At 28.1% G+C, this 16216-nt stretch carries 31 protein-coding genes; 21 read left to right on the top strand and 10 right to left on the bottom strand.

What is annotated here, in order from left to right:
- Nucleotides 1-123: 123 nt before the first annotated feature.
- Both BWZ22_RS13545 and BWZ22_RS13540 read right to left on the bottom strand, forming a co-directional pair.
- Nucleotides 124-1599, bottom strand: a complete 1476-nt coding sequence (locus BWZ22_RS13545) for a hypothetical protein (protein ID WP_076700824.1) — start codon at nucleotides 1597-1599, stop codon at nucleotides 124-126.
- A gap of 383 nt (nucleotides 1600-1982) precedes the next feature.
- Nucleotides 1983-2363 carry a hypothetical protein gene (locus tag BWZ22_RS13540; RefSeq protein ID WP_076700821.1) on the bottom strand — a complete coding sequence of 127 codons (381 nt, stop codon included), beginning with the start codon at nucleotides 2361-2363 and terminating at the stop codon, nucleotides 1983-1985.
- Between the two features lie 92 nt (nucleotides 2364-2455).
- Between BWZ22_RS13540 and xerA the strand changes: the two genes are divergently transcribed.
- Together xerA and BWZ22_RS13530 are read left to right on the top strand one after the other, a co-directional pair.
- The gene (gene xerA / locus BWZ22_RS13535; protein ID WP_076702521.1) at nucleotides 2456-3586 is read left to right on the top strand and encodes a site-specific tyrosine recombinase/integron integrase; all 1131 of its coding nucleotides are present in this window, start codon (nucleotides 2456-2458) and stop codon (nucleotides 3584-3586) included.
- 97 nt (nucleotides 3587-3683) lie between these two features.
- A complete protein-coding gene (locus BWZ22_RS13530; RefSeq protein WP_076700819.1) occupies nucleotides 3684-4046 on the top strand; it encodes a hypothetical protein in 363 nt (120 codons plus the stop codon).
- 411 nt (nucleotides 4047-4457) lie between these two features.
- On the opposite strand, the gene BWZ22_RS16685 is transcribed toward BWZ22_RS13530, so the two are convergent.
- On the bottom strand, nucleotides 4458-4703 hold the full coding sequence (locus tag BWZ22_RS16685) for a hypothetical protein (RefSeq protein ID WP_157607976.1): 246 nt from the start codon (nucleotides 4701-4703) through the stop codon (nucleotides 4458-4460).
- Nucleotides 4704-4744: 41 nt separating this feature from the next.
- Between BWZ22_RS16685 and BWZ22_RS16680 the strand changes: the two genes are divergently transcribed.
- Nucleotides 4745-4921 (top strand): hypothetical protein, encoded by a 177-nt coding sequence (locus tag BWZ22_RS16680; protein ID WP_157607975.1) that lies wholly within the window; start codon nucleotides 4745-4747, stop codon nucleotides 4919-4921.
- 316 nt (nucleotides 4922-5237) lie between these two features.
- The gene (locus BWZ22_RS13520; protein WP_076700809.1) at nucleotides 5238-5513 is read left to right on the top strand and encodes a hypothetical protein; all 276 of its coding nucleotides are present in this window, start codon (nucleotides 5238-5240) and stop codon (nucleotides 5511-5513) included.
- Here the strand turns inward: BWZ22_RS13520 and BWZ22_RS13515 are convergent.
- On the bottom strand, nucleotides 5510-5701 hold the full coding sequence (locus BWZ22_RS13515; protein ID WP_076700806.1) for a hypothetical protein: 192 nt from the start codon (nucleotides 5699-5701) through the stop codon (nucleotides 5510-5512). The two genes, BWZ22_RS13520 and BWZ22_RS13515, sit on opposite strands and share 4 nt — an antisense overlap.
- Before the next feature lie 35 nt (nucleotides 5702-5736).
- On the opposite strand from BWZ22_RS13515, the gene BWZ22_RS13510 reads away from it, so the two are divergent.
- Nucleotides 5737-5940 (top strand): hypothetical protein, encoded by a 204-nt coding sequence (locus tag BWZ22_RS13510; RefSeq protein ID WP_076700803.1) that lies wholly within the window; start codon nucleotides 5737-5739, stop codon nucleotides 5938-5940.
- 345 nt (nucleotides 5941-6285) lie between these two features.
- Nucleotides 6286-6591: a hypothetical protein gene (locus BWZ22_RS13505; RefSeq protein WP_076700814.1), complete on the top strand. Its 306-nt coding sequence runs from the start codon at nucleotides 6286-6288 to the stop codon at nucleotides 6589-6591.
- Here the strand turns inward: BWZ22_RS13505 and BWZ22_RS13500 are convergent.
- Nucleotides 6588-6779: a hypothetical protein gene (locus tag BWZ22_RS13500; protein ID WP_076700811.1), complete on the bottom strand. Its 192-nt coding sequence runs from the start codon at nucleotides 6777-6779 to the stop codon at nucleotides 6588-6590. The genes BWZ22_RS13505 and BWZ22_RS13500 overlap by 4 nt on opposite strands.
- A 41-nt stretch (nucleotides 6780-6820) precedes the next feature.
- Here BWZ22_RS13500 and BWZ22_RS13495 point away from each other — a divergent pair, with 41 nt between their 5' ends.
- The gene (locus BWZ22_RS13495; protein WP_076700786.1) at nucleotides 6821-7051 is read left to right on the top strand and encodes a hypothetical protein; all 231 of its coding nucleotides are present in this window, start codon (nucleotides 6821-6823) and stop codon (nucleotides 7049-7051) included.
- Here BWZ22_RS13495 and BWZ22_RS13490 read toward each other — a convergent pair.
- Nucleotides 7035-7223 (bottom strand): hypothetical protein, encoded by a 189-nt coding sequence (locus BWZ22_RS13490; protein WP_076700783.1) that lies wholly within the window; start codon nucleotides 7221-7223, stop codon nucleotides 7035-7037. The two genes, BWZ22_RS13495 and BWZ22_RS13490, sit on opposite strands and share 17 nt — an antisense overlap.
- Before the next feature lie 170 nt (nucleotides 7224-7393).
- Between BWZ22_RS13490 and BWZ22_RS13485 the strand changes: the two genes are divergently transcribed.
- Nucleotides 7394-7669, top strand: coding sequence for a hypothetical protein (locus BWZ22_RS13485; RefSeq protein WP_076700809.1), 276 nt, complete (start codon nucleotides 7394-7396; stop codon nucleotides 7667-7669).
- Here the strand turns inward: BWZ22_RS13485 and BWZ22_RS13480 are convergent.
- On the bottom strand, nucleotides 7666-7857 hold the full coding sequence (locus BWZ22_RS13480; RefSeq protein WP_076700806.1) for a hypothetical protein: 192 nt from the start codon (nucleotides 7855-7857) through the stop codon (nucleotides 7666-7668). The two genes, BWZ22_RS13485 and BWZ22_RS13480, sit on opposite strands and share 4 nt — an antisense overlap.
- 35 nt (nucleotides 7858-7892) lie before the next feature.
- Here BWZ22_RS13480 and BWZ22_RS13475 point away from each other — a divergent pair, with 35 nt between their 5' ends.
- Complete coding sequence (locus BWZ22_RS13475) at nucleotides 7893-8096, top strand: hypothetical protein (protein WP_076700803.1); 204 nt, start codon at nucleotides 7893-7895, stop codon at nucleotides 8094-8096.
- 345 nt (nucleotides 8097-8441) lie between these two features.
- Nucleotides 8442-8717: a hypothetical protein gene (locus BWZ22_RS13470; protein WP_076700809.1), complete on the top strand. Its 276-nt coding sequence runs from the start codon at nucleotides 8442-8444 to the stop codon at nucleotides 8715-8717.
- Here the strand turns inward: BWZ22_RS13470 and BWZ22_RS13465 are convergent.
- Nucleotides 8714-8905, bottom strand: coding sequence for a hypothetical protein (locus BWZ22_RS13465; RefSeq protein ID WP_076700806.1), 192 nt, complete (start codon nucleotides 8903-8905; stop codon nucleotides 8714-8716). The two genes, BWZ22_RS13470 and BWZ22_RS13465, sit on opposite strands and share 4 nt — an antisense overlap.
- Nucleotides 8906-8940: 35 nt before the next feature.
- On the opposite strand from BWZ22_RS13465, the gene BWZ22_RS13460 reads away from it, so the two are divergent.
- From BWZ22_RS13460 to BWZ22_RS13430, 8 genes are all read left to right on the top strand, one after another.
- A complete protein-coding gene (locus tag BWZ22_RS13460; RefSeq protein WP_076700803.1) occupies nucleotides 8941-9144 on the top strand; it encodes a hypothetical protein in 204 nt (67 codons plus the stop codon).
- A 398-nt stretch (nucleotides 9145-9542) separates the two neighbouring features.
- Nucleotides 9543-9830, top strand: a complete 288-nt coding sequence (locus BWZ22_RS13455; RefSeq protein ID WP_076700801.1) for a hypothetical protein — start codon at nucleotides 9543-9545, stop codon at nucleotides 9828-9830.
- A 120-nt stretch (nucleotides 9831-9950) separates the two neighbouring features.
- Nucleotides 9951-10889, top strand: a complete 939-nt coding sequence (locus tag BWZ22_RS13450; protein WP_076700798.1) for a TIGR02281 family clan AA aspartic protease — start codon at nucleotides 9951-9953, stop codon at nucleotides 10887-10889.
- 170 nt (nucleotides 10890-11059) lie between these two features.
- Entirely contained in the window at nucleotides 11060-11479 is a 420-nt protein-coding gene (locus BWZ22_RS13445) for a hypothetical protein (RefSeq protein ID WP_076700796.1), read from the top strand.
- 83 nt (nucleotides 11480-11562) lie between these two features.
- Nucleotides 11563-11739 (top strand): hypothetical protein, encoded by a 177-nt coding sequence (locus BWZ22_RS16675; RefSeq protein ID WP_157607975.1) that lies wholly within the window; start codon nucleotides 11563-11565, stop codon nucleotides 11737-11739.
- Between the two features lie 295 nt (nucleotides 11740-12034).
- A complete protein-coding gene (locus BWZ22_RS13440) occupies nucleotides 12035-13174 on the top strand; it encodes an erythromycin esterase family protein (protein ID WP_076700793.1) in 1140 nt (379 codons plus the stop codon).
- A 244-nt stretch (nucleotides 13175-13418) separates the two neighbouring features.
- Entirely contained in the window at nucleotides 13419-13892 is a 474-nt protein-coding gene (locus BWZ22_RS13435) for a hypothetical protein (protein ID WP_076700780.1), read from the top strand.
- Between the two features lie 169 nt (nucleotides 13893-14061).
- On the top strand, nucleotides 14062-14340 hold the full coding sequence (locus tag BWZ22_RS13430; RefSeq protein WP_076700791.1) for a hypothetical protein: 279 nt from the start codon (nucleotides 14062-14064) through the stop codon (nucleotides 14338-14340).
- Here the strand turns inward: BWZ22_RS13430 and BWZ22_RS13425 are convergent.
- Nucleotides 14337-14525, bottom strand: coding sequence for a hypothetical protein (locus BWZ22_RS13425; protein WP_076700788.1), 189 nt, complete (start codon nucleotides 14523-14525; stop codon nucleotides 14337-14339). The two genes, BWZ22_RS13430 and BWZ22_RS13425, sit on opposite strands and share 4 nt — an antisense overlap.
- Nucleotides 14526-14566: 41 nt before the next feature.
- On the opposite strand from BWZ22_RS13425, the gene BWZ22_RS13420 reads away from it, so the two are divergent.
- Nucleotides 14567-14797 carry a hypothetical protein gene (locus tag BWZ22_RS13420; RefSeq protein ID WP_076700786.1) on the top strand — a complete coding sequence of 77 codons (231 nt, stop codon included), beginning with the start codon at nucleotides 14567-14569 and terminating at the stop codon, nucleotides 14795-14797.
- Here BWZ22_RS13420 and BWZ22_RS13415 read toward each other — a convergent pair.
- Nucleotides 14781-14969: a hypothetical protein gene (locus tag BWZ22_RS13415; RefSeq protein WP_076700783.1), complete on the bottom strand. Its 189-nt coding sequence runs from the start codon at nucleotides 14967-14969 to the stop codon at nucleotides 14781-14783. The two genes, BWZ22_RS13420 and BWZ22_RS13415, sit on opposite strands and share 17 nt — an antisense overlap.
- Nucleotides 14970-15152: 183 nt before the next feature.
- On the opposite strand from BWZ22_RS13415, the gene BWZ22_RS13410 reads away from it, so the two are divergent.
- The gene (locus BWZ22_RS13410) at nucleotides 15153-15626 is read left to right on the top strand and encodes a hypothetical protein (RefSeq protein ID WP_076700780.1); all 474 of its coding nucleotides are present in this window, start codon (nucleotides 15153-15155) and stop codon (nucleotides 15624-15626) included.
- Nucleotides 15627-15788: 162 nt separating this feature from the next.
- Nucleotides 15789-16127 (top strand): hypothetical protein, encoded by a 339-nt coding sequence (locus BWZ22_RS13405; RefSeq protein WP_076700778.1) that lies wholly within the window; start codon nucleotides 15789-15791, stop codon nucleotides 16125-16127.
- The last annotated feature ends 89 nt before the right edge of the window (nucleotides 16128-16216 follow it).

Genomic DNA, 16216 nt, shown 5'->3' with positions numbered 1-16216 from the left:
TTCAATCTACTCACAACTTTTGGTCATGATCCAAAAGTAGAGGTATATAAAAAACTATATAATTTACAACAAACTTAACTACAGCAATTCATTATAGCACTACTTAACATAATATGTAGTAATTTAAATACTCGTTAATTGTTGATACCAAAAATTAAAATCAACATCTGAAGGAATACCGTATTTTTTTCTAAGTCTATTTTTTCTAATTTGAATTGCACGAACTGTAACGTTTAATATTTGAGAAATTTGCTTAGTAGAAAAATTTAAATATGATAGTGCCAAAAAAGAAATTTCGGATGCAGTGACATCAGGGTTAATTAATTTTATTTTTTTTACAACATCTGGATACAATTCTTCAAATAATATTATGAAATCTGGACTGTTTTTTTGGGCTAATTTCATCATATCCTTAAACCTTGAATCTTTAAGTTGTTCTTCTAATTGATTTATAGTATTACTTTTATCTATAGTTTCTGTTGTTTTTATTTTTATTTTGTTCTTATACTTTCTTCTTTTTTTCTCTAAATGTATTAGAGCTAAAGACGAAACTAAACCTAATCCAAGAACAATATATTTATAGCTGTTATTTTCTTTTTTATTTAATAAACGCTGTTCTTTAATAATATTTACGTAGATATCATCTAATATATGAGAGTTAATTTTATTTAATGAATCATTAATCTTATTGTATCTAATCAAATATTCTTTTCCTGCATTTATATCTTTTTTTATATCTATTAAGAAATCTGAAATTACTTTGTAATAAACTTTAGCAGCGTCCATATCCTTTAATTTCAACGCATTAAGAAGTGCTAATTTGTAATATTTTAGTGCCTCTTCTTCATCTCCTATAGCTTTTTCATAATCTCCATACCTTTGATAAACTTTAAATAAATATCTTGAATTGTATTTTTTTAAAATCTGAAAGGATTTATCTATATAAATTCTTGCCTCCTCATATTTATCTTGTGTCAAAAAATTATCAGCTATTAACCCATATGTCTCACTAATACCATAAAAATTCTGAGATTCATCTAGTTTATTTTGAGATAGCAATTGTAGGTTTAAATATTTATTTATTGAATCTACTTGTTTTGTTTTAACATATATAAAATTTAAATTTTGATAAGACCAAAATAAAGACATATTCTTCTGTTCCTCATTCTCTATTTTAGAAGAATTTAAAAGTTGTTTTTTAAACTCTTCCTCTGCTTTAACATTCATATTAAGCATGCCATATATTCTTCCTTTCAACCTATAAGACTCTACTTGCATATTGATATATTCTGAAAAAAAAGATTCTTGTTCTGCCTTATTTATGTAATAAAGCGCCTTCTTGTAATCTCCCAACTCTAAAAAAGCTTTTGCTAAATACAACGAAGCAATTGTTATTCCTTTAGAGTACCCTAAGCCCTCTGATGATTTTAGTGCTTCATCTGCATATTTTATAGATTCGAAAAATTCTAACTTAATAAATGCTTGTTTAGATTTTTCATTCTTTAAATCTATCAACTTATTAACAGGAATATCTGCTATTACCATATTGGTAATCATAAAAAAAATACTAAAAAGATATACGCCTTTTATTTTAGTCATTACGCTTAAATCATTTACCTTAAAACTCCAACTCCATGCAAGATTTTACATTATACATTTTGTTTAGAATATATATTTTGTGTACGAATAGAGAATACTGTTTTTTTGTGACACAATTATTATAAAATGTCACTTTTTTTTAACATTTTTTTTCTTTCTTAATACTTGATATTTTTCTTATATAAAATATTCAATTCAAAAAATGATAATAAAATTATCCTCAATTTAAAAAGACAGAACATCACATAAAACATCAACTTTTTTCACCAATTAAAGTATCCTGTTTTATAAATATTTAGCAATTAATATATTATGAAATAACAGAGCCTATTTTGACCTGGATGGGAACTAGGCTAAAAAAACACTTAAAGGCTTTTCAGAATTTATGTATCCATATAATCTTGCCACTGTACAAGCACATACTTGTCTCTTCCCTTTTCAGTCTTTTTTAAAAATCCGTATTCATAAACAAAAAAGTACACATCTCCTCTACCATTCTTCCAATAATGAGTAAAAAACTTAGGGCTAAAGCCTTGACTTAACAAAACAGTTGCCCTAACCGTTGTTTTACCAGCCTTATTAAATGATTTTAGAATACGCCTATTCAATTTCAACTGTTTATCTACCCTATTATAGAACGTTGGTTTACCTTCTAATGAGCGCTTGTAATGATAAGAACTTTTGCAATGAACATCACAATAAATTTTATCAGATCTTCCTTGAAGTTCTTTACCACAAAACTTACACATTTTTCTATCTCTCATTGTTTATACACTTATAACAGTAAATTATACGAATATTATACGTTTAACGTACGGTTATGTTTTCTGTTTCTTTTAATTTTAAGAAAAATGATATGAAAACAAACAAAAATATAACTTTAAAACATTTATTAATAAACCAAAAAAAGTACATTGGTTTGCAATTTCAATCTGATAAAGTTTTAAATAGCCTTATAAAAGAACTTCAAGATATTAGATGGAATTCTGAATTTGGCATGTATTGTTTACCTAATAATAAAGCAAACCTTAGTAATATTTTCAACTTATTTAGAGGCGTTGCCTGGGTAAATACAAATTATTTTTTTTCTAAATCTAACTCTAAAGCATTAAACGAAGTTTTTGATGTACAATGGTTTAGAAACAGGAAGAAACCTGAAAATTACAGATGTTGTCCAGATTCTTATCTAGATAAGTTAGAATTAAAGCAATATGCCAATAATACTGCAAAAACCTATATTTCTTGCTTTGAAAGATTTATTAATCATTTTCCTCATAAAGACATAGATCTTATAGATGAATTAGATGTTAGAAACTATTTAATATATTTAACCCAAAACAACTGGTCTACCTCATATATTAACCAAAGTATAAACAGCATTAAGTTTTACTATGAAGTTGTGTTGGGGCTTCCTAACAGATTTTACCAAATAGAACGCCCTAGAAAGCAAAAAAAGCTGCCCGTTGTGTTATCAAAAACAGAGATACAACAACTAATAAACGCCACCAATAACATAAAACACAGATGCATTTTATCTTTACTATATTCTGCAGGCTTAAGGCGCAGCGAACTTATTAATCTGAAAATAGAAGACATAGATAGTAGTCGTATGCTCATTAAAGTTAACAATGCAAAAGGAAACAAAGACAGATACACTTTACTATCTCATACCGTATTAAAAGATTTAAGAAAATACTATCTACAATACAAACCAAACAAATATTTATTTGAAGGTCAAAAAAAAGAAAAGTATAGTGCAACTAGCATATCTAACATCCTTTCTGCAGCTGCTAATAAAATTAAATTAAAAAAACACGTTACACCACATACATTAAGACATAGTTTTGCTACTCATTTATTAGAAGACGGAACAGACATAAGGTACATTCAACTTTTATTGGGGCACAATTCGACCAAAACTACAGAAATCTATACCCATGTAGCAAAAAGCAGTTTTAATTTTATAAAAAACCCATTAGATTTGTAAGAAAAATAATTATATTTACCGAAATAAATATAATGTAGATAAACACAATTGTGTTTATTCAACTGTTGTAGCAAATTTAAGAAAAAATACGGACAATATGAATATAAAAGACATTGAATTTAATGATATTGCTTTCTTTGAACAGCAAGGACGAAAAGCAGTAATTCTATATGGAAAAGATAAAAAAAGAGCTGAAAATTTACATAAAGCAATAATGGAAAAAGGTTTTAATTTGAAAAGCAAACCTGAATCAAATGGTTGCTACACAATTGGACTTGATGTTATCAGTTGTGGATTGACTTTGATACTTGAAACCAAACTAAAAAAAGAAACATACCCTCAATTGTTGTGGCTTGAAAACTCAACTGTGAATGATTTACTCATTGCTTACAAGGACGGAAAGAATACTGAACTAATCCAACCGTCTTTTCCTTTGAACTCTTGGATAAATCCGAATTAATTGAATAGAATTTATTGCCAGAACCTAAAGTTGGAGAAGAATATAATTGACCTTTATTTAAAGAATAAACAAACATTAGACTGAATTAAAAACTTGCTACAACATTGTATAAAATTAATTGCTCGGTACTCGCCTACTTACGAAAATCCTCGCGGATTTTCTACTAGGTTTGTACTTGTTAAATTGCGTTCTTAACCAACGCAACTAACCTTATACGTAGCCGTTGGCAAACATTTAAAAAGACCATTCTATGACAAAAGTTTATAAATTTAGTAAAATGTCTGACTGTATGAATGACTGCTTTATTGAAAAAATAGCAATAATCAAAGAACAATACACAGACATATTAAAAAAACAAAACTTAGAGTTTGACAAAATTTACAGAATATATGTAGACGCATATGAAATACGTTACGGTTTTACTGAATTATTTGACAAACTAGATTCTGACTCTCGAAAAGATATTGAATTATCTTTTAAAGAAGCGTTGAATGGCTGTTTTGACAAATGCTCTGAATGAAATTGAACCGCATCCCAAATACTTCCAATACTCAAATAATGTGTTTTTCTTGTTGAATAATCGTTATTCTCAATACGAGAAACACCAACCATATTGGAATTGGAACTAAACTCTATTTCATGCTTTATATCTGACATAAATAACTAAATAATTTTAACTCACACATAAACTTAATAATATGACCCTTGACAACGAAACCGCAGAAAAACTAATTAAAGCATTAAACGGATTTTCAAAAAGCATAAACGAGTTTAATAACATCCATTCTGAAGGATTAAGATTAGACCCAAATGCTTTTGACACTATAAGGACTTTAAATTATAACCTTAAGAACTTTAATTCGGAAAATGAGTAGAATAAATATCTTCTACTTCCTTCAAAACATCTTCAAGTTTTGTTTTATTATCGATTTCATTTAGAAATATGGATAATATTGAATCTGAATCTGAATTTGTGTTTTTCCTGAATGTTTGAGAAACCCTCATATAACTGATTTTAAATTAAAAACGATTTGCCAACATTGTATAAAATTAATTGCTTGGTACTCGCCTACTTACGAAAATCCTATCGGATTTTCTAATAGGTTTGTACTTGTTAAATTGCGTTTATAACCAACGCAACTAATATTATACGTAGCCGTTGTAAAACATATAAAAACGAAATCGAATAAAATGAATTACTCAAAATCAAAAGCAGAAAAACTTGTTACAGAGTTTGACTACTTGAAATCCAAACCATATTTCCCATACGGAAAAGAGGGTAAGGAGTTTAAAATAACTGAACTTAAAGCAGTTCCTAAATTAGGTGCTGAATCATTTGCAGAACCCCCAATACCTGAAAACGAAATCATCTGGCACGTTTTAGTATTGATGACTCATAACAATGAAACAATAAGCAAAGACCTAAAAGATGTTTTAAAAACACTAAAAATTGACAATGATAATTAATAATTATCAAGTCTGTTTTTTTTGTATTTTTCAAATAAAGAATCATTTATTTTTAACTCGTTGTTAAAAGCTATATTGTTAACTGTACTTAAAGACTCTTCAAGGATTAAACGACATCTTCTTAAAGATTTACCTTCTAGTGTTTTAAGTAAATCAACAACATCAATAATTAATTCTTTTTCCGACATATCTACTATTTTAAAAATACTTGTAAAACATAATTATGAAAACAAAATTTATAACCTATCTTACCGAAGACGGAAATAAAACTTTTAATGTATCAAATGTCGCTTTAATAGAAAACAAAAATGGGAAAACCCAAATAACGTTAAATATAAAGCAAGAATCTGATACGAATGTTTCATTTTCAATAAACCAATCATGGGACAAAGTTGCTAGTGAGATTGAATCCCTAACACTTGACTAAACTTAACGAATGAATTAGAACTCATATCTTGTCTTACTCTGTTAAGTATATAATTTGACTGATTAACAGACAAACCATCTAATTGTTTTCCTATTTGTATTGCCTTTTGATTTAATTCATTAAGTGACAATTCTTTAATTTCTATTGTTTTTGACATATAAACTTAACTAAAATTAAAAATACGTTTTACAACATTGTATAAAATTAATTGCTTGGTACTCTCCTACTTACGAAAATCCTATCGGATTTTCTACTAGGTTTGTACTTGTTAAATTGCGTTTATAACCAACGCAACTAATCTTATACGTACACGTTGTAAAACATATAAAAACGAAATCGAATAAAATGAATTACTCAAAATCAAAAGCAGAAAAACTTGTTACAGAGTTTGACTACTTGAAATCCAAACCATATTTCCCATACGGAAAAGAGGGTAAGGAGTTTAAAATAACTTCTTTAGAAACTATTAATAAACTTGGAGCTGAAAGATACGCTAAATCGGACAGCAAGAAACAATATAAAGAACCTATAAAAGAAAACTATCACGTTCTTGTTGTAATTTCAGATGGAGAAACCGAAATAAGGAAAGACCTTGTTGACGTGCTTTCCAGACTAAAAATACAACATGATATAGATAATGTTCCTAACTAACTTTTAATGTATTCGTTTTCAGCCCAATCGTCATATTCTTTATTGGACACATCTAAAACATTAGACAAAGCAAATTCTTTATATTCTTTTATAGCCGATTTTAATATTTGCAGACAATCTCTGACTGGACGACCATTTAACAATCTAAAGACTTCGACTTTTGACTTATGTAATTCCTTTTCCGACATATCTACTATTTTAAAAATACTTGTAAAACATAAAAAATATTATGAAACTAAAAGAACTATCAAATTACACAGACAGAGAGCTATTAGAAATCACATTAGTAAATCAAGCTAAAATTGAAAAGAATATTTACAAAATATATTCATTTCTAAGCCACAAGTACGGTAACGATTTTATAAAAAACAACATTCATTTAGACGAAGCCCTACAAAATATAGTGGATGATTTCGACGAGCTAAACAGACAAATAAGGGATTCTAAATCATACGACTAAATTCTATTTTAACAGAAAAAAAATACTCGTAATCCTTACTTGATTCTTTACCAATGCTGATTAAATCTCTTTTTATCTTCGTTACTAAACCTTGTTTTTTTGCCTGTCTTAACAATGGATGTAATTCTGATAATACATTTTCAACTTTTAATTTTAATTCTAAATCTGTCATAAAAATACGTTTTACAACATTGTATAAAATTAATTGCTTGGTACTCTCCTACTTACGAAAATCCTATCGGATTTTCTACTAGGTTTGTACTTGTTAAATTGCGTTTATAACCAACGCAACTAATCTTATACGTACACGTTGTAAAACATATAAAAACGAAATCGAATAAAATGAATTACTCAAAATCAAAAGCAGAAAAACTTGTTACAGAGTTTGACTACTTGAAATCCAAACCATATTTCCCATACGGAAAAGAGGGTAAGGAGTTTAAAATAACTGAACTTAAAGCAGTTCCTAAATTAGGTGCTGAATCATTTGCAGAACCCCCAATACCTGAAAACGAAATCATCTGGCACGTTTTAGTATTGATGACTCATAACAATGAAACAATAAGCAAAGACCTAAAAGATGTTTTAAAAACACTAAAAATTGACAATGATAATTAATAATTATCAAGTCTGTTTTTTTTGTATTTTTCAAATAAAGAATCATTTATTTTTAACTCGTTGTTAAAAGCTATATTGTTAACTGTACTTAAAGACTCTTCAAGGATTAAACGACATCTTCTTAAAGATTTACCTTCTAGTGTTTTAAGTAAATCAACAACATCAATAATTAATTCTTTTTCCGACATATCTACTATTTTAAAAATACTTGTAAAACATAATTATGAAAACAAAATTTATAACCTATCTTACCGAAGACGGAAATAAAACTTTTAATGTATCAAATGTCGCTTTAATAGAAAACAAAAATGGGAAAACCCAAATAACGTTAAATATAAAGCAAGAATCTGATACGAATGTTTCATTTTCAATAAACCAATCATGGGACAAAGTTGCTAGTGAGATTGAATCCCTAACACTTGACTAAACTTAACGAATGAATTAGAACTCATATCTTGTCTTACTCTGTTAAGTATATAATTTGACTGATTAACAGACAAACCATCTAATTGTTTTCCTATTTGTATTGCCTTTTGATTTAATTCATTAAGTGACAATTCTTTAATTTCTATTGTTTTTGACATATAAACTTAACTAAAATTAAAAATACGTTTTACAACATTGTATAAAATTAATTGCTTGGTACTCTCCTACTTACGAAAATCCTATCGGATTTTCTACTAGGTTTGTACTTGTTAAATTGCGTTTATAACCAACGCAACTAATCTTATACGTAGCCGTTGTAAAACATATAAAAACGAAATCGAATAAAATGAATTACTCAAAATCAAAAGCAGAAAAACTTGTTACAGAGTTTGACTACTTGAAATCCAAACCATATTTCCCATACGGAAAAGAGGGTAAGGAGTTTAAAATAACTGAACTTAAAGCAGTTCCTAAATTAGGTGCTGAATCATTTGCAGAACCCCCAATACCTGAAAACGAAATCATCTGGCACGTTTTAGTATTGATGACTCATAACAATGAAACAATAAGCAAAGACCTAAAAGATGTTTTAAAAACACTAAAAATTGACAATGATAATTAATAATTATCAAGTCTGTTTTTTTTGTATTTTTCAAATAAAGAATCATTTATTTTTAACTCGTTGTTAAAAGCTATATTGTTAACTGTACTTAAAGACTCTTCAAGGATTAAACGACATCTTCTTAAAGATTTACCTTCTAGTGTTTTAAGTAAATCAACAACATCAATAATTAATTCTTTTTCCGACATATCTACTATTTTAAAAATACTTGTAAAACATAATTATGAAAACAAAATTTATAACCTATCTTACCGAAGACGGAAATAAAACTTTTAATGTATCAAATGTCGCTTTAATAGAAAACAAAAATGGGAAAACCCAAATAACGTTAAATATAAAGCAAGAATCTGATACGAATGTTTCATTTTCAATAAACCAATCATGGGACAAAGTTGCTAGTGAGATTGAATCCCTAACACTTGACTAAACTTAACGAATGAATTAGAACTCATATCTTGTCTTACTCTGTTAAGTATATAATTTGACTGATTAACAGACAAACCATCTAATTGTTTTCCTATTTGTATTGCCTTTTGATTTAATTCATTAAGTGACAATTCTTTAATTTCTATTGTTTTTGACATATAAACTTAACTAAAATTAAAAATACGTTTTACAACATTGTATAAAATTAATTGCTTGGTACTCTCCTACTTACGAAAATCCTATCGGATTTTCTACTAGGTTTGTACTTGTTAAATTGCGTTTATAACCAACGCAACTAATCTTATACGTAGCCGTTGTGCCTCATTGCGGTTGACCGAGCAAAAACCAGAGACACATCATTAAACAAAGGACTTATTAAAGTTTGATTCGAAGAAAAACATGAAAACCTATAATTACAAACTGACTGAAAGGGGAAATTTTACAAAGCAAGATTTTGACGATAAAATTGAAAACGCTTTTACAGAATTGACCAAAATTCTAAAACCAAAAGACAAAACACTAAGTTTTGAAGAAGTTAGACACTCAACCAATCAAGGATACTCCGTTGATTTAGAAGACTTCGGTGGAACTTTTATTGTATATAACATTTATAGTTTGGAAGAACATTTAGGAGAATTGAATTGTTTTTTTGATGAAAAAAAGGGTTTTATTGAAATTAGTTCCTAATAATCTTGGGCAAAGTTAAATCTATCTGTTTTTTTAAAATTAAAATTTATGTATAAATTCATTTTATTTATATTCTTCTTTATCTCCTTTCTAAACGCATTTTCTCAAACAAAAATAGATATGGAGAAAATCAATGGTGTTTATTTTTTGCCCTGTAAAGTCAATAATCTTCCCTTAAAATTTATTTTAGACACAGGAGCTTCAAGAGTTTCCATTTCAGAAACAGAAGCCCTATTTATGATAAAAAATGGCTATCTGAACAAAGAAGATATGGGGGAGACTGAATATTATAGTCTTGCTAATGGTGCTGTGACTGAAGGTCTAACAGTTAACTTAAAGACTATTGAAATTGGTGGAATAATACTAAATGACATAAAAGCTTCTATTGTGCTTGAACAAAAAGCACCCTTGCTTTTAGGACAAACAGTTCTTGAGAAATTAGGGGCTTACAAGATTATTGGAAATCAACTTGTTCTAGAAAATTATGATGATAATTCAAATGATAAGCTATTTCTTTTAGATGAAAAAAACGGATTTAAATCAATAAAAATCGGCTCTCATGCGTCAGAATTTAAGAATTACGAAAGTCAATGTTTTCAGAATGACGAAGAATTTGTTTGTAATATTATCAACGCTCCTGATGAACTATTAACAATATTTGATAAAAAAATGAATGCTCTCGTTCTAGTTTTTGACATAAAAACGAAACTTTTAAAAGAAATAAAAGTAGTTAAAGTTTATAATGTTGCCGTTAAAACAGAAACAGATGCCAAAAATTCAAGCACAGAGGCTATTAATGATTATACATATTTGAGTGCAATGTATTCAAGTGTTTTAGAAAAGAAACCCGAATTATTAAATAATGAGATATTTGATTTAGCAGGAAAAGTTGGTTCTATGTCTTATTGGGATAGTAAAAATATATCACTAAGTGTTCTTTTTGAATTGGCTGATACAAGTATAAATGAAACTGGGAATTTAGAAATGCAATATACTCTAACGGTTTCCTATAAAAAAAATGTAAAAACAACTAAAACCGATTTATTAAAGAAATTTTAAAATAATAAAACAACGAAGGCACAACAATGGCTATAAGTAATTGCTTGTTCTCGCCTACTTCTGAAAATCCTCGCGGATTTTCAGTTTGGTGTGTACTTGTAAAGTTAAGTGCTAATCCACGCAACTACTCATAGCCGAGACCGTTGGCAAACATTTAAAAAGACCATTCTATGACAGAAAATGAATTTGAACAATCTTTCCAAAAAGCAATAAAAATTAGGTTCATTAAGACCGATAATTACGATATAGAACCACCAGTTATTGCAATAATATTTTCAAACGACAAGGACGGAATAGAATCCTATAAATTTCTGCAAAACAAACTTACAAGAGACGAAATAAATATTGTATTCCGACCAACTAAAAATGAAAAAATGAACTTATCAATCGTAGATAACAAAAACTCAAAAGTATTTAATATCTATGATTTGGATTACTCAAAATCCGAATTGACTGATTTCAGACAAAATGGAAAATTTGGTAAATATTGTGTTTTTTGCATAGCGCAAATAATTAATAATCAACTTATATTATCGTCAGTCGTTCGAGAAAAACCTTTATTGGTTTCGGAATTGGTGTTTTCCGAATAAAGCACAAACTTGACTTCTGACTTTTCATCATTAGACCAAACAAACCGACCATTTAATTTTAACTCACACATAAACTTAATAATATGACCCTTGACAACGAAACCGCAGAAAAACTAATTAAAGCATTAAACGGATTTTCAAAAAGCATAAACGAGTTTAATAACATCCATTCTGAAGGATTAAGATTAGACCCAAATGCTTTTGACACTATAAGGACTTTAAATTATAACCTTAAGAACTTTAATTCGGAAAATGAGTAGAATAAATATCTTCTACTTCCTTCAAAACATCTTCAAGTTTTGTTTTATTATCGATTTCATTTAGAAATATGGATAATATTGAATCTGAATCTGAATTTGTGTTTTTCCTGAATGTTTGAGAAACCCTCATATAACTGATTTTAAATTAAAAACGATTTGCCAACATTGTATAAAATTAATTGCTTGGTACTCGCCTACTTACGAAAATCCTATCGGATTTTCTAATAGGTTTGTACTTGTTAAATTGCGTTTATAACCAACGCAACTAATATTATACGTAGCCGTTGGCAACAATATGAAAAAAACGACAGTAATACTTTTTATAGTTTTTGGTCTAAATTCTATTTTAGCTCAAATAGAGAAGAATATTCACGAATTGAACTCAATGGAAAATTTGCTAACAAAAGAGGTCAAAGAAATTTTAAACAAGAATTTAACAAACAAAAAAGTTGTTTTCTTGGGAGAAGCGGAACATCATATTGGGTCAGACTTTTTAGCCAAAACTGAATTTGTTAAATACTTAGTATTAGAGAAAGGATATAAAGACATTGCTTTTGAAGGCGACTTCTTCGGACTATACTTTGACCATAACAAGATAAACTTGTACTCATTTTGGTCGCGTTCACTTCAATGTAAAAACCTATTTGAATTTTTAAAGGAACATAATGTGACCATTTGGGGATTTGACAATCAAATGGGTTCAGGATATACTTGGAATAATTTCACAATAAAACTAACTGAATTTTTAAATGAAAACTCAATAAGCATCGACGAAAAATTTATCGATTTAACTGAAAAATATATTAAAAACAGAAAAAAAGCAAACAAGGTAATAGGGAAATCAAAACTTGCAAAATTAGTTAGTTATGTGGACGAGTTATTAGTAAATGACAAAGTACAAAAAGACAAGCTTTGGACTCAATTCTTAAAAAGCTATAAGAGCGATATTCTTATAAATTCAACACATAAAAGTAATAAAAAAGGTATTACAATTAGAGACAGCCAAATGGCAAAAAATTTAGATTTTTTAGTAAAATCAATGCCTGAAAAGAAATTCATTGTATGGTTGGCAAATGCACATATGGCAAAATATGAATACGAATTTATGAAAGGTCAAACTATGGGAGGACAATTCGTAAATATGAACCCTAATATTTCTTATCATATTGCAATTTCATCAATACATATGCCATATCGAAAAGAGAAATGGATAGAGAAATCAAAGAAAGATGATGAAAATTTACTACACTTTTTACCAACAACTAAAAAGAATTATTTTATCGACTCAAAACAATTAATTATTGAGAATCCAGAATATTCGGAAAAGGAATTTCAAGGGATGTTTAATCTTGAGGAAAATAAAACTAACTGGTTTAAACATTTTGACGCATTAGTTTTTATTTCAAAAGGAGAAAAAGTTAAATATGCGAAATAAAATACTGTTGCCAACAACGTGTATAGCTCATTGATAATCAGTTGCTTAATCGAAGTTAAGGCGTATTTGGAAAGTCGCCAAATTTTTAAATTTGACGATTTCCAAAAAGTAAGATAAATAGTAAAATTTAAAAATTTGGCTTGTGCCTAAACCGAAAAATAATCGCTAATTTGCACGCAACGAGCCATACACAAGACCGTTGGCAACCATTTGAGAAATGACTAAACGAGAAAAATATAGAATAATGGATTTGTTGCTTGTGAAATACCAAGACGAAATGATTACTTCTAAAATATCTCAAGAAATTAAAATTGATTTTCATATTGTGCATTCTTTAGCAAAGGATTTAGTTGAACAAGGTTTATTGTCAGATTATCATAAAATTGCTATTAAGGATATTAAATATCATGGCGACTTTATAGCTAGAACATCTCAAAAAGGTTTATTTTTTTTAAATGTTGAAGGCGGTTTTAAAAACAAATACAAACAATATATACTTAATAAAAGTTGGACTGTAGCTAAGATTATAGCTGCTGTAGCCAATGCTGTAATTATTATTTGTATATCTATTTGGGCTATTATTGAGTCCAAAAAATCAACCGAAATTGAAAATAGAATTATAAATTTAGAAAAAATACATTTAAAAAATCCGGTTAACCAAAAGACTGATAAAAATTTAAAAACTGATTCCATAATTGATAATATTAAAAATGATTAATAAAAAACGGTTGCCAACACCGTATAAAAAAAATTGCTATTTTGGCTTAATCTAATGGTCGTTGCTTGTTTGCTTGCTTCCGATTTTCCTTCGGAAAATCCTCGCTCACAAACACGCAACTTTCTTTATACAAACCGTTGTAAAACATATAAAAACGAAATCGAATAAAATGAATTACTCAAAATCAAAAGCAGAAAAACTTGTTACAGAGTTTGACTACTTGAAATCCAAACCATATTTCCCATACGGAAAAGAGGGTAAGGAGTTTAAAATAACGGAACTTAAAGCAGTTCCTAAATTAGGTGCTGAATCATTTGCAGAACCCCCAATACCTGAAAACGAAATCATCTGGTACGTTTTAGTATTGATAACTCATAACAATGAAACAATAAGCAAAGACCTAAAAGATGTTTTAAAAACACTAAAAATTGACAATGATATTTATTAATTATCAAGTCTGTTTTTTTTGTATTTTTCAAATAAAGAATCATTTATTTTTAACTCGTTGTTAAAAGCTATATTGTTAACTGTACTTAAAGACTCTTCAAGGATTAAACGACATCTTCTTAAAGATTTACCTTCTAGTGTTTTAAGTAAATCAACAACATCAATAATTAATTCTTTTTCCGACATATCTACTATTTTAAAAATACTTGTAAAACATAAAAAATATTATGAAACTAAAAGAACTATCAAATTACACAGACAGAGAGCTATTAGAAATCACATTAGTAAATCAAGCTAAAATTGAAAAGAATATTTACAAAATATATTCATTTCTAAGCCACAAGTACGGTAACGATTTTATAAAAAACAACATTCATTTAGACGAAGCCCTACAAAATATAGTGGATGATTTCGACGAGCTAAACAGACAAATAAGGGATTCTAAATCATACGACTAAATTCTATTTTAACAGAAAAAAAATACTCGTAATCCTTACTTGATTCTTTACCAATGCTGATTAAATCTCTTTTTATCTTCGTTACTAAACCTTGTTTTTTTGCCTGTCTTAACAATGGATGTAATTCTGATAATACATTTTCAACTTTTAATTTTAATTCTAAATCTGTCATAAAAATACGTTTTACAACATTGTATAAAATTAATTGCTTGGTACTCTCCTACTTACGAAAATCCTATCGGATTTTCTACTAGGTTTGTACTTGTTAAATTGCGTTTATAACCAACGCAACTAATCTTATACGTAGCCGTTGGCAACCATTTGAGAAATGACTAAACGAGAAAAATATAGAATAATGGATTTGTTGCTTGTGAAATACCAAGACGAAATGATTACTTCTAAAATATCTCAAGAAATTAAAATTGATTTTCATATTGTGCATTCTTTAGCAAAGGATTTAGTTGAACAAGGTTTATTGTCAGATTATCATAAAATTGCTATTAAGGATATTAAATATCATGGCGACTTTATAGCTAGAACATCTCAAAAAGGTTTATTTTTTTTAAATGTTGAAGGCGGTTTTAAAAACAAATACAAACAATATATACTTAATAAAAGTTGGACTGTAGCTAAGATTATAGCTGCTGTAGCCAATGCTGTAATTATTATTTGTATATCTATTTGGGCTATTATTGAGTCCAAAAAATCAACCGAAATTGAAAATAGAATTATAAATTTAGAAAAAATACATTTAAAAAATCCGGTTAACCAAAAGACTGATAAAAATTTAAAAACTGATTCCATAATTGATAATATTAAAAATGATTAATAAAAAACGGTTGCCAACACCGTATAAAAAAAATTGCTATTTTGGCTTAATCTAATGGTCGTTGCTTGTTTGCTTGCTTCCGATTTTCCTTCGGAAAATCCTCGCTCACAAACACGCAACTTTCTTTATACAAACCGTTGTACCCAATTAAAGCAACCAAGAATGAAAGATAAAGAAAGTAAAATTAAGCATTTAAGTAAAGTTGAACATAAACTATCTTTTTTAAGTGATAATGATTCCGACATATTTGAATTAGGACAACTACTTCAAAACGAAATACTGAATGAAAGCAAATCGGACGACCCTTATAATTTTTATATAAGTGGACTAAAAATAGTCAAAACTAAAACCTATAAAAAACTAAATTCGAGTAAAAAGAAAAACAGAAAAAATGAACTGAAAGCATGTGTTGAAGATTTTAAGAAATATATTAAGCGATATAACAATCATATAAATCAACACAATAACTCTTCATTGAATAATGGAGAACCTATTGAGTGAGTAAGGATGAGTTTAAGAGCATCTAAACTCGTTACGTGAAAATCCTTTATATGTGTGATTTTAAATTCATCTTTTCCATGTATATATTC

The organism is Seonamhaeicola sp. S2-3 (assembly GCF_001971785.1).
GTDB lineage: Bacteria > Bacteroidota > Bacteroidia > Flavobacteriales > Flavobacteriaceae > Seonamhaeicola.
The sequence above is the reverse complement of the archived record's forward strand: the minus strand, read 5'-3'. Positions and strand labels throughout refer to the sequence as shown.

Excerpts from the sequence above, each read along its gene's own strand:
- BWZ22_RS16675 (WP_157607975.1), top strand. The coding sequence starts at position 11,563 with ATGACCCTTGACAACGAAACCGCAGAAAAACTAATTAAAGCATTAAAC.
- BWZ22_RS16680 (WP_157607975.1), top strand. The coding sequence starts at position 4,745 with ATGACCCTTGACAACGAAACCGCAGAAAAACTAATTAAAGCATTAAAC.
- BWZ22_RS16685 (WP_157607976.1), bottom strand. The coding sequence starts at position 4,703 with ATGTCAGATATAAAGCATGAAATAGAGTTTAGTTCCAATTCCAATATG.
- BWZ22_RS13470 (WP_076700809.1), top strand. The coding sequence starts at position 8,442 with ATGAATTACTCAAAATCAAAAGCAGAAAAACTTGTTACAGAGTTTGAC.
- BWZ22_RS13445 (WP_076700796.1), top strand. The coding sequence starts at position 11,060 with ATGACAGAAAATGAATTTGAACAATCTTTCCAAAAAGCAATAAAAATT.
- BWZ22_RS13510 (WP_076700803.1), top strand. The coding sequence starts at position 5,737 with ATGAAAACAAAATTTATAACCTATCTTACCGAAGACGGAAATAAAACT.
- BWZ22_RS13505 (WP_076700814.1), top strand. The coding sequence starts at position 6,286 with ATGAATTACTCAAAATCAAAAGCAGAAAAACTTGTTACAGAGTTTGAC.
- BWZ22_RS13520 (WP_076700809.1), top strand. The coding sequence starts at position 5,238 with ATGAATTACTCAAAATCAAAAGCAGAAAAACTTGTTACAGAGTTTGAC.
- BWZ22_RS13515 (WP_076700806.1), bottom strand. The coding sequence starts at position 5,701 with ATGTCGGAAAAAGAATTAATTATTGATGTTGTTGATTTACTTAAAACA.
- BWZ22_RS13440 (WP_076700793.1), top strand. The coding sequence starts at position 12,035 with ATGAAAAAAACGACAGTAATACTTTTTATAGTTTTTGGTCTAAATTCT.
- BWZ22_RS13425 (WP_076700788.1), bottom strand. The coding sequence starts at position 14,525 with ATGTCGGAAAAAGAATTAATTATTGATGTTGTTGATTTACTTAAAACA.
- BWZ22_RS13465 (WP_076700806.1), bottom strand. The coding sequence starts at position 8,905 with ATGTCGGAAAAAGAATTAATTATTGATGTTGTTGATTTACTTAAAACA.
- BWZ22_RS13500 (WP_076700811.1), bottom strand. The coding sequence starts at position 6,779 with ATGTCGGAAAAGGAATTACATAAGTCAAAAGTCGAAGTCTTTAGATTG.
- xerA (WP_076702521.1), top strand. The coding sequence starts at position 2,456 with ATGAAAACAAACAAAAATATAACTTTAAAACATTTATTAATAAACCAA.
- BWZ22_RS13495 (WP_076700786.1), top strand. The coding sequence starts at position 6,821 with ATGAAACTAAAAGAACTATCAAATTACACAGACAGAGAGCTATTAGAA.
- BWZ22_RS13410 (WP_076700780.1), top strand. The coding sequence starts at position 15,153 with ATGGATTTGTTGCTTGTGAAATACCAAGACGAAATGATTACTTCTAAA.
- BWZ22_RS13460 (WP_076700803.1), top strand. The coding sequence starts at position 8,941 with ATGAAAACAAAATTTATAACCTATCTTACCGAAGACGGAAATAAAACT.
- BWZ22_RS13545 (WP_076700824.1), bottom strand. The coding sequence starts at position 1,599 with ATGACTAAAATAAAAGGCGTATATCTTTTTAGTATTTTTTTTATGATT.
- BWZ22_RS13435 (WP_076700780.1), top strand. The coding sequence starts at position 13,419 with ATGGATTTGTTGCTTGTGAAATACCAAGACGAAATGATTACTTCTAAA.
- BWZ22_RS13480 (WP_076700806.1), bottom strand. The coding sequence starts at position 7,857 with ATGTCGGAAAAAGAATTAATTATTGATGTTGTTGATTTACTTAAAACA.
- BWZ22_RS13420 (WP_076700786.1), top strand. The coding sequence starts at position 14,567 with ATGAAACTAAAAGAACTATCAAATTACACAGACAGAGAGCTATTAGAA.
- BWZ22_RS13455 (WP_076700801.1), top strand. The coding sequence starts at position 9,543 with ATGAAAACCTATAATTACAAACTGACTGAAAGGGGAAATTTTACAAAG.
- BWZ22_RS13415 (WP_076700783.1), bottom strand. The coding sequence starts at position 14,969 with ATGACAGATTTAGAATTAAAATTAAAAGTTGAAAATGTATTATCAGAA.
- BWZ22_RS13530 (WP_076700819.1), top strand. The coding sequence starts at position 3,684 with ATGAATATAAAAGACATTGAATTTAATGATATTGCTTTCTTTGAACAG.
- BWZ22_RS13475 (WP_076700803.1), top strand. The coding sequence starts at position 7,893 with ATGAAAACAAAATTTATAACCTATCTTACCGAAGACGGAAATAAAACT.
- BWZ22_RS13540 (WP_076700821.1), bottom strand. The coding sequence starts at position 2,363 with ATGAGAGATAGAAAAATGTGTAAGTTTTGTGGTAAAGAACTTCAAGGA.
- BWZ22_RS13485 (WP_076700809.1), top strand. The coding sequence starts at position 7,394 with ATGAATTACTCAAAATCAAAAGCAGAAAAACTTGTTACAGAGTTTGAC.
- BWZ22_RS13430 (WP_076700791.1), top strand. The coding sequence starts at position 14,062 with ATGAATTACTCAAAATCAAAAGCAGAAAAACTTGTTACAGAGTTTGAC.
- BWZ22_RS13450 (WP_076700798.1), top strand. The coding sequence starts at position 9,951 with ATGGAGAAAATCAATGGTGTTTATTTTTTGCCCTGTAAAGTCAATAAT.
- BWZ22_RS13490 (WP_076700783.1), bottom strand. The coding sequence starts at position 7,223 with ATGACAGATTTAGAATTAAAATTAAAAGTTGAAAATGTATTATCAGAA.
- BWZ22_RS13405 (WP_076700778.1), top strand. The coding sequence starts at position 15,789 with ATGAAAGATAAAGAAAGTAAAATTAAGCATTTAAGTAAAGTTGAACAT.